General features: G+C 68.2%; 6 protein-coding genes and 1 pseudogene. 3 read left to right on the forward strand and 4 right to left on the reverse strand.

What is annotated here, in order from left to right:
• Nucleotides 1-204: pseudogene (locus JMF90_RS11025) on the reverse strand (hypothetical protein); the annotation flags it as partial.
• 611 nt (nt 205-815) lie between these two features.
• Here JMF90_RS11025 and ampC point away from each other — a divergent pair.
• From ampC to JMF90_RS11040, 3 genes are all read left to right on the forward strand, one after another.
• A complete protein-coding gene (gene ampC / locus JMF90_RS11030; protein WP_200161155.1) occupies nt 816-1,985 on the forward strand; it encodes a class C beta-lactamase in 1,170 nt (389 codons plus the stop codon).
• Nucleotides 1,986-2,328: 343 nt separating this feature from the next.
• Complete coding sequence (locus JMF90_RS11035) at nt 2,329-3,240, forward strand: NAD-dependent epimerase/dehydratase family protein (RefSeq protein WP_054928547.1); 912 nt, start codon at nt 2,329-2,331, stop codon at nt 3,238-3,240.
• Nucleotides 3,241-3,448: 208 nt separating this feature from the next.
• Nucleotides 3,449-4,351 carry a LysR substrate-binding domain-containing protein gene (locus tag JMF90_RS11040; RefSeq protein ID WP_054928548.1) on the forward strand — a complete coding sequence of 301 codons (903 nt, stop codon included), beginning with the start codon at nt 3,449-3,451 and terminating at the stop codon, nt 4,349-4,351.
• Nucleotides 4,352-4,455: 104 nt separating this feature from the next.
• On the opposite strand, the gene JMF90_RS11045 is transcribed toward JMF90_RS11040, so the two are convergent.
• The 3 genes from JMF90_RS11045 to JMF90_RS11055 form a co-directional block, all read right to left on the reverse strand.
• Nucleotides 4,456-5,850 carry an efflux transporter outer membrane subunit gene (locus JMF90_RS11045; protein ID WP_201317252.1) on the reverse strand — a complete coding sequence of 465 codons (1,395 nt, stop codon included), beginning with the start codon at nt 5,848-5,850 and terminating at the stop codon, nt 4,456-4,458.
• The gene (locus tag JMF90_RS11050; protein WP_201317253.1) at nt 5,847-9,038 is read right to left on the reverse strand and encodes an efflux RND transporter permease subunit; all 3,192 of its coding nucleotides are present in this window, start codon (nt 9,036-9,038) and stop codon (nt 5,847-5,849) included. Before JMF90_RS11050 ends, JMF90_RS11045 begins: the two co-directional genes overlap by 4 nt.
• Nucleotides 9,035-9,549: efflux RND transporter periplasmic adaptor subunit (locus JMF90_RS11055; RefSeq protein ID WP_201325104.1), on the reverse strand; the 515-nt coding region annotated here is incomplete at its 5' end. The genes JMF90_RS11050 and JMF90_RS11055, both read right to left, overlap by 4 nt.

The raw sequence follows: 9,549 nt of genomic DNA on the forward strand, positions 1-9,549 counted from the left end.
CGCGCGGTAATCGGCGAGCGAAGCGAGCGGCTGCGCCTGCTCGAACGCACCGACGACCCAGCGGAAGAAATGATTGCCGAGCCATGCGCGGATCTCGGCCGGATCGCCGCGCGCGGCGCTGCGGCGGGCGATGGCCGCCTTGATGTCGGGTGCATTGACGACATCGCGCGGCCGATAGGCCGACGCGGCCAAGGTTTCGGTCACGGGCTCACTCTCCGGTCGGGCAGGGCGTGCGCGGGCGGTGCGCGCGGGACCCTGGCGGTTCTTCTGGCTCAAGGGCGAAACGACGAGCGTACGCGCGCAAACAAACGTGGCGGCGTCGCGTAGTCCGGTTCAGGTCGGTCGGTGCGTGAACGTCACGCGAGCGCGCGGGAGCCGATGACTCGGGAGCGGACGAGCGGAAAAGGGCGATTCATGGATTCTCTCAGGTCGGATCTTATTTTTGGCTTCCGCGAGTCTACTTCGATCCGTGCGGGTGAATCAATCGCGCGGCTGGCCGGCGCCCGTGGATCTGACAAGACTTATCTCTTTTTCGTCGATTTTCGACGCGGCGCCATTCGGTCGCCGGATTCGATGCTGTTAAAACCGACAGGTTTTCGCGGAAAACGGGTGAGTGGCCCGGCATGGCGGCTGCCTCGTCCCGCATTCCGCCTATCTCATAAGTTTTTCTTTCGGCTCGCGCAACATATCGTCGATTGTTGGCGATCGGACGGTAGCGGATAGTCCTGCTTCGACAGGACGGCCGCCGCCTTTTCCGCGCGACGCGGCCGGATCTGTTGTCCATGCAACCATCGGAAATAGAAGGAACCGCACTCATGCGATTCAATGCGACACGCGTCGTCGCGACCCTGTTCGTCGCCGCATGCGCGACCGCCACGGCCGGTCGCGCGGCCGCCGTCACGCAGGACGACCTCCACGACACCGTCACGCGCCATATCGCGCCGTTGATGAATCAGTATGCGATCCCCGGCATGGCGATCGGCATCGTCGCCGACGGCAAGCCGCAGGTGTTCGACTACGGCGTGATGTCGAAGCAGACCGGCAAGCCGGTGACCGGCGACACGCTGTTCGAGATCGGCTCGGTCAGCAAGACGCTGACCGCGACGCTCGCCGCGGACGCGCAGGAGGGCGGCGAACTGTCGCTCGCGGACCCGGTGGCCAGATATCTGCCCGAGTTGCAGGGCAAGCCGTTCGGCGTCGTCACGCTGCTTCAGCTCGGCACGCACACGCCCGGCGGGACGCCGCTGCAGGTGCCGGACAGCATTCGCGACGATGCGGGCCTGATCCGCTATCTCGACGCGTGGCGGCCCGAGTATGCGCCGGGCACGCACCGCAAGTATTCGAACGTCGCGATCGGCATGCTCGGCTGGCTCACCGCGAAGGCGATGCACGAGGATTTCGCGACGCTGATGGAGCAGCGGCTCTTTCCCGCGCTCGGGATGACGCACACATACATCGACGTGCCCGCCGCGCGCATGGCCGACTATGCGCAGGGCTACACGAAGGACGGCAAGCCGGTGCGGATGTCGCAAGGCATGCTGTGGCAGCCGGCGTACGGCGTGCGGACCACGGCGGCCGACCTGCTGCGCTTCGTGCAGGCGAACCTGGGGATGATCCAGACGGCGCCGCGCCTGCAGCGCGCGATCGAGCGCACGCACACCGGCTATTTCCGCGCGGGGCCGCTGACGCAGGACTTGATCTGGGAACAGTATCCGTACCCGGTCGCATTGCCGACGCTGCTCGCCGGCAACGCGCCGAAGATGCTGTTCGACGCGGTGCCGGCCAGCGCGATCCAGCCTCCGCTCGCGCCGAACCCCGCGACCTGGATCAACAAGACGGGCTCGACCGGCGGCTTCAGCACGTACGTCGCGTTCGTTCCCGCGAAGCGGATCGGGATCGTGATGCTCGCGAACGGCAACGTGCCGATCGAGGACCGCGTGAAGGTCGCCTACCGGATTCTCCAGTCGCTCGGCGACGGGCGGTAACGTCGCCATGCCCACCCGTCGGGAAATGCTCCTGATGGGCGGGCAAGCCGGTGTGCGGCGAGCGCGATACCGGTCGACGGAGGCGGACCGATCGAGCATCGCATGGAGCGGAATCACGGGCGGGGCCGCGCTCGACGACGCGCGGCCGGCGGCGCGAGATCGCCGCGAACGGCTGCACGCCCATCGAAGCGGGTTTCGTCCGACACGGCCCATCATCCCGCCGCGCGCAAAACTGTTTTAGCGATTCACCTCTTCCGCCGACGGCACCGGCCGTCGATACTGCGACGCACGACATTTCGCGAGACGTGCGCCGCATGGCCCGCCTCGCTTCCCGGAGCAGCGGATGAAAGGCAGCAGGATATTCGTGACGGGCGCGACCGGCTACATCGGCGGATCGGTGGCCGCGCGGCTCGTCGCGGCCGGGCACGTCGTCACCGGTTTGACGCGCGATGGCGACAACGCCGCGAAACTCGCGGCGGCCGGCATCATGCCGGTCGTCGGCACGCTCGACGATACGGCGCTGCTGCATGCGTTCGCGCGCGACGCGGATTGCGTCGTCAACGCGGCGAACAGCGATCACCGCGAGGCCGTCGAGACGATCATCGCGGCGCTGAGCGGCTCGGGCAAGGCGTTCCTGCACACGAGCGGCACGAGCGTGATCGCGGACGATGCGCAGGGCGCGCACGGCGACGCGATCGTGTTCGACGAAACGACGCCGATCGTCCATCCCGCGAAGGCCGAGCGCCGCGCGATCGACCGGCTCGTGATGTCGGCCGCCACCCTCGGCATCCGCTCGGCCGTGATCTGCAACAGCATGATCTATGGCGACGGGCTCGGGCTGCGTCGCGACAGCGCGCAACTGCCGCTGCTCGCGGCCATCGCGCGCGACGCCGGCGCGGTGCGCGTGATCGGCAAGGGGCTGAACCGCTGGTCGAACGTGCACGTCGACGATGTCGCCGATCTCTATCTGCACGCGGTCCATGCCGCGCCGCCGGGCGCGTTCTACTTCGCGGAAAACGGCGAAGCGTCGTTCGCGGAAATCGGTCTCGCGCTCGCCGCGCGGCTCGGTTTGCGGTCGGTCGTCGAATGGGACGTCGCCGATGCCGCCGAGGTGCTCGGTCACTCGCGCGCGCATTTCTCGCTCGCCTCGAACAGCCGCGTGAAGGCGCTGCGGGCGCGACGGGAACTCGGGTGGGCGCCGCGGCACGGCGCGATGCTCGACTGGATTCGCCACGAGATGCCCGTCGCGGCCTGACGCTGCCGCACCGCGTTGCCTGCTGAAACGCGCGTCGATCCGCACGTGCTTGCAGGCCCGGCCGCCCGTTTCACGTCCGAATATTCCGACAATATTCTCCGCTCATTATTGAATCGAAATCAACTATGATTCGCGCGCGAGCCCGCTTATCAAAGCGGCGCGGCGGCACTATCGTGACGGTCCCTGACACCGCTGACGACTGCCGACCATGAAGACGACCCTCGACGAGATGCTCGCGTTCGTGACCATCGCCGATACCGGTTCATTGACGGGCGCGGCGGACAAACTGCATCAGCCGACCTCGGTGATGAGCCGGATTCTGCGGCGCCTCGAGGAAAAACTCGACACCACGCTGATCCGCCGCACGACACGCCGCCTCGAAATGACCGAGGAGGGCAAGCTCTTTCTCGACTACGCGCGCGAGATCATCGCGTCGGTCGAATTCGCCGAGGAACAGATCGTCAGCCAGCGCGAGGCGCCGGCCGGGCGGTTGCGGATCAATGCGGCGATGCCGTTCATGCAGCATGTGATCGCGCCGATGATGCCGGGCTTTCGCGACGCGTATCCGGCGATCGAGGCCGAACTTCATACGAGCGACGAAATCATCGACCTGCTCGAACACCGCACCGACGTCGCGATCCGGATCGGCGAGCTGCGCGATTCGACGCTGCACGCGCGCCGGCTCGGCAGCAGCCGGCTGCGCATTCTGGCGAGCCCGGCCTATCTGGAGAAAGCCGGCGTGCCGGCGAGCGTCGCCGATCTCGCGAACCATACGCTGCTCGGCTTCGTGCAGCCGGAAACGCTGAACCATTGGCCGCTGCGCACCGCGGACGATGGCGTGTACCGCATTCATCCGGCGTTGCAGGCGTCGAGCGGCGAGACGCTGCTGACGCTCGCGCTCAATGGCGCGGGCGTCGTATGCCTCGCCGACTACATGACGGGCACGCATCGCCGCGATGGCAGCCTCGTCGAACTGCTCGTCGACGACACCCTCGAGTTCCGCCAGCCGATTCATGCGGTGTTCTATCGCAACACGACGCTGTCGTCGCGCATCGTCAGCTTTCTCGACTATGTGAGCGCGCAGTTGAAGGCAGGCGGCGACATTGATTGATGTCGATGCCGCCCGCACGGGTTCACGCCACGTAAAAGGGCGACGGGTTCGCATGACATCGAACCCGTCGCCCTTCGCGCATCGATCGAACCCGAACCGCGCGCTTACTGCCCCAGCGCACTCATCAGCCTGACCCGGCTCAGCGTTTCCTCGGTGCGCGCCTGTGCGAGCGAATCCTCGGCCGCGAGCAGCGCACGCTGCACTTCCAGCGTATCGATGAACGCCGATTCGCCGCTGCGCCACGACCGGTTGATCTGCGTGTACGCACCCCGCGCATTCGATACCGCGCGCTCGAGGCGCTCGGTCCGGCCGTGATTTCGGGCGGTCGCGGCCACCGATGTCTCGACGTCGCCGACGGCCGTCAGCACGGTCGTGCGATAGGCGGCGAGCGCCTGGTCGGCCTGCGCGCGCCGCAACGCGACGACGCTGCGGCGCCGGCCGCCGTCGAACAGCGGCGCGCTCGCGCCGGCGCCGGCCATCCACGCGAGCGAACGTGCGAGCGACGCGCCCGAGAAACCGTCGATCGCCGCGCCGATCACCCCGATCAGTTGCAGGTGCGGCTTCAGGTCGGCCTCGGCGACGCCGATGCGCGCATAGGCCGCGACGACGCGTGCCTCGGCCGCGCGCACGTCGGGCCGCCGGCGCAGCAGGTCGGCCGGCGTGCCGATGCCCGGCGCGCCGGCGGTCCACACCGGCTCGGGCGCGGGCGGGTCGAGCCGCGCATAGATGTCCTGCGGCGTCGATGCGGTGATGATCGACAGCCGGTGGATCGCGGCCTGCCGCTGCAGTTGCAGCGCGGGCAGCTCGGCCAGCGTCGTTTCCGTCTGCGCGGCTGCGCGGTCGACGTCGGCGATCGGCACGACGCCCGCGTCGAACAGGCGCCGTGTCGATTCCTCGGTGCCGCGCTGGCTCAACGCGTTGGCCTCGACCAGCGCGAGCCGCTGTTCGAGGCCGCGCACCGTCACGTAGGTGCGTACCGTTTCGTCGATCGTCGCGATCCGCACGGCCGCCGCATCGTTTTGCGCGGATGCGATATCCGCGTCGGCTGCCGACACACCCTGGCGGATGCGGCCGAAGATGTCGATCTCCCATGCGAGGTTCGCATTCAGGTCGAACGCGTTGCCGGTCGTCGGCGTATCGGTCGGGAACGCCTGCGATGCGGACAGCCGTTGACGGCCGGCACCGGCATTCAGGTCGACGGACGGGAACCATTGCGACGCCGCGCCGATCCGCACCGCGCGGGCCGCGTCGATGCGTGCGACGGCCGCCTGCAGGTCGAGGTTGTTCGCGAGCGCGGTGTCGACCAGCCGGTCGAGGATCGGGTCGTGGAAGCCATGCCACCACGCACCGGTATCGGCGGCCGGGCCGCCGGCCGCGAGATCCGCGTTCGCATAGGTCGCGGCCAGCGGCGGCGGGGTGACGGTGGCGACCGGCGCGCTCGTGCACGCGGTCAGGACGGCCGCCGCGGACAGCGCGGCCACGAGTCGAACGAACTTCATTGCACAGCCTCCGTCGCGACGGCTGCGATAGCGGTCTTGCGCATCGCGAGCCGGCGAACCATCACATAGAACACGGGCGTAAACAGCAGCCCGAAGAACGTCACGCCGATCATCCCAAAGAACACCGCCGCGCCGACGGCCTGGCGCATTTCCGCGCCCGCGCCTTCGGAGATCACGAGCGGCAGCACGCCGAGGATGAACGCGAGCGACGTCATCACGATCGGGCGCAGCCGCTGCACGCATGCCTCGACGACGGCCTCGACGAGCTCGGTGCCGTCGGCCTCCAGCTGCCTGGCAACCTCGACGATCAGGATCGCGTTTTTCGCGGCGAGCCCGACCAGCACGATGAAGCCGATCTGCGTGAGGATGTTCACGTCCTGGCCGAGCGCGCGTACGCCGAGCGAGGCGGCCAGCAGGCACATCGGCACGATCAGCAGGATCGAGACGGGCAGGCTCCAGCTGCCGTACTGCGCGGCGAGCACCAGGTAGACGAGCAGCACGCACAGCGGGAACACGAGCAGCCCCGTGTTGCCGGCCGTGGTCTGCTGATACGACAGATCGGTCCACTCGAACGAAATGCCGGGCGGCAGCACCTGCTTCGCCAGCGTCTCCATCGTCTTGATTGCAAAGCCCGAGCCGAGGCCCGGCGCGGTATCGCCGTTGATTTCGGTGGCCGGATACAGGTTGTAGCGCGGTGCGCGATCGACGCCGAGCATGTCGTCGATGCGCGTCACGCTGCCGATCGGCACCATCTCGCCGTCGCGGTTGCGCACCTTCAGCCGCGCGAGATCCGACGCGCCGACGCGGAACGGCAGGTCCGCCTGCGCGGTCACGCGATAGGTGCGCCCGACGATGTTGAAGTCGTTGATATAGGTCGAACCGAAATACGTCTCGACCGCATCGTTGATCGCCTGGCTCGGCACGCCGAGCATCTCGGCCTTCTCGCGGTCGAGTTCGACGTGCACCTGCGGGCTCGTCGCGGAGTAGGGCGTGTAGACGCCGACCATGCCGGGCGTGCGGTTCGCGGCCGCGACGAGATCCTGCGTGGCCTTCGCGAGCGCGGCGGTGCCGAGGCCGTTGCGGTCTTCGAGCCGCATCGCGAAGCCGCCCGTGCTGCCGAGGCCCTGCACCGGCGGCGGCATCGCGACCACGATCGACGCTTCGGTGATGGTCGCGAGCCGCTTGCGCATCTCGGCGGCGATCGTATCGATCGTCAGGCCGCGCGCCTTGCGTTCCGGCCAGGGCTGGAACACCGGGAACAGGCCGGCGCTGTTCGCCGAGTTCGTGCCGGTCGCCGCGTTGACGCCGGAGAACACCGGTACGCGCGCGACCCCGGGCACCGACAGCGCGATGTCCTCGATCTTGCGGGCGACCGCGCTGGTGCGTTCGAGCGTCGCGCCGTCGGGCATCCGCACGAGCACGACGAGGTAGCCGCGATCCTGCGCGGGAATGAAGCCCTTCGGGCTCGATACGAGCAGGTAGCCGGTCGCGGCGATCAGTACCACGTACAGTGCGGTCATGGCGGGGATGATCCGGACGACTTTCCGGACCAGCCGGCCATACGCATCGGACAGGCGCTGGAACAGGCGGTTGAACGCGTTCGAGAAGCGTCGCGCGACGCGCAGCGCCGGCGCGAACAGCGTGGCGATGCGTGATGTCGGCGCGGGTGCGTCATGGTCGCCCGCGTGCGCTTTCAGCATCATCGCCGACAGCGCGGGCGCGAGCGTCACCGACGTGAAGAACGAGATCGCGGTCGACACGGCGATCGTCACGCCGAACTGGCGGAAGAACTGGCCCGAGATGCCGGGAATGAACGAGGTCGGCACGAACACCGCACACAGCACGAGCGTGATCGCGAACAGCGCGCCGCCGACTTCCTTCATCGTCAGCAGCGTCGCGTCGCGTGGCCCGGCGCCGGCCGCCAGGTGCCGCTCGACGTTCTCGACCACGACGATCGCGTTGTCGACGACGATCCCCACCGCGAGCACGAGGCCGAACAGCGTCAGGTTGTTGATCGAATAGCCGAGCACGGCCATCGCCGCGAACGTGCCGACGAGCGACACCGGAATCGACAGGATCGGGATGATCGACGGCCGCCAGCCCTGCAGGAACAGCAGCACGACGAACACGACGAGCACGACGGCTTCGTAGATCGTCTTGACGAGTTCGTGGATGCTGTCGCCGATGAACGCGGTCGGGTTGTAGCCGATGTTGTAGACGATGCCCTTCGGGAAGTCGCGGGACAGTTCGGCCATCTTCTTCTCGACCGCGGCCATCGTCGCGACCGCATTCGCGCCGGGCTGCTGCAGCACCTGCAGCGCGATCGTCGGATGGCGCAGCATGTAGCTGTCGGTCGCATACGCGAGCGCGCCGACTTCGACGCGAGCCACGTCCTTCAGCCGTACGAGCCTGCCGTCCTTGCCCTGCTTGACGACGATGTCGCTGAAGTCCTCGGGGCGCTTGAGCCGCCCCTCGAAGATCAGGTTCGGCTGGAACGCCTGGTTCGTGATCGGCGCCTGCGCGACCACGCCGCCCGCGAGCTGCGTGTTCTGCGAACGTACCGCGGCGATCAGGTCGGCCGGGCTCAGGCCGAACGACGCGACGCGCTCGGGGTCGAGCCAGATGCGCATCGAGTATTCGCGCGCGCCGAGCGCGTTGATGTCGCCTACGCCTTCGATTCGCTTGAGCACGTCCGCGACGTTGCGGATCGCATAGTTCGATACGTACAGCGGATCGTAGCGCTGGTCCGGCGAGTACAGGAAGATCGTGCCGAGCTGCGTCGGCGACGACTTGCGTACCGACACGCCGCTGCGCTGCACGGGCTCGGGCAGGCGCGGCGTTGCGAGCGCGACGCGGTTCTGCACGAGCACCTGCGCCTTGTCGACGTCGGTGCCGGGCTTGAACGTCACGGTGATGTTCAGGCTGCCGTCGGACGTCGCCTGGCTGTACATGTACAGCATGTCTTCCACGCCGTTCACTTCCAGTTCGATCGGCGTCGACACCGTTTGCGAGACCGTTTCCGCGGAGGCGCCCGGATAGGTCGCCTGGATCACGACGGTCGGCGGCGCGATGTCCGGATACTCGGATACCGCGAGCGAGAAATAGGCCAGCGCGCCGGCGATCGTCAGCACGATCGACAGGACGATCGCGAGCACCGGCTGCTGGACGGACAGGCGGCCGAGGTTCATTGCGCGCTCCCGGTCGTGCCGCTCGCCGCGCGGGCCACCGCGGCCGCTTCGATCGCGCGCGGCACGGCCTTGACCTTGTCGCCGGCCTGCACGCGCTGGAAGCCGTCGACGATCACGGTATCGCCCGCGTTCAGCCCCGCGTCGATCTCGCGCAGGTTGCCGTACAGGCGGCCGGGCGTCACCGGGCGGATCGCGACGGTGCCGTTCGCGTCGACGAAGTACAGCACGCGGCGCGTCGCATCGGTCGCGACCGCCGCATCCGGCACGAGCAGCGCAGGGTGCGCGACGCGGCTCGACAGATACACGCGGCCGAACTGGCCGGGGCTCAGGCGCCGGTCCGGATTCGCGACGCGCGCACGCTGGCGCAGCGTGCCGGTCGAGTCGTCGAGGCGGTTGTCGACGAAATCCATCGTCCCCGTGAGCGACGGCTGCGCGTCGCCCGGCAGCGCGATCGCGACCTGCCGCGACGACGCGTTGCCGCCGCTTTTCCGTGCTTCGCGCGTATAGCGCA

Source organism: Burkholderia sp. E168m23 (assembly GCF_016586125.1).
Classification (GTDB): domain Bacteria; phylum Pseudomonadota; class Gammaproteobacteria; order Burkholderiales; family Burkholderiaceae; genus Burkholderia; species Burkholderia orbicola.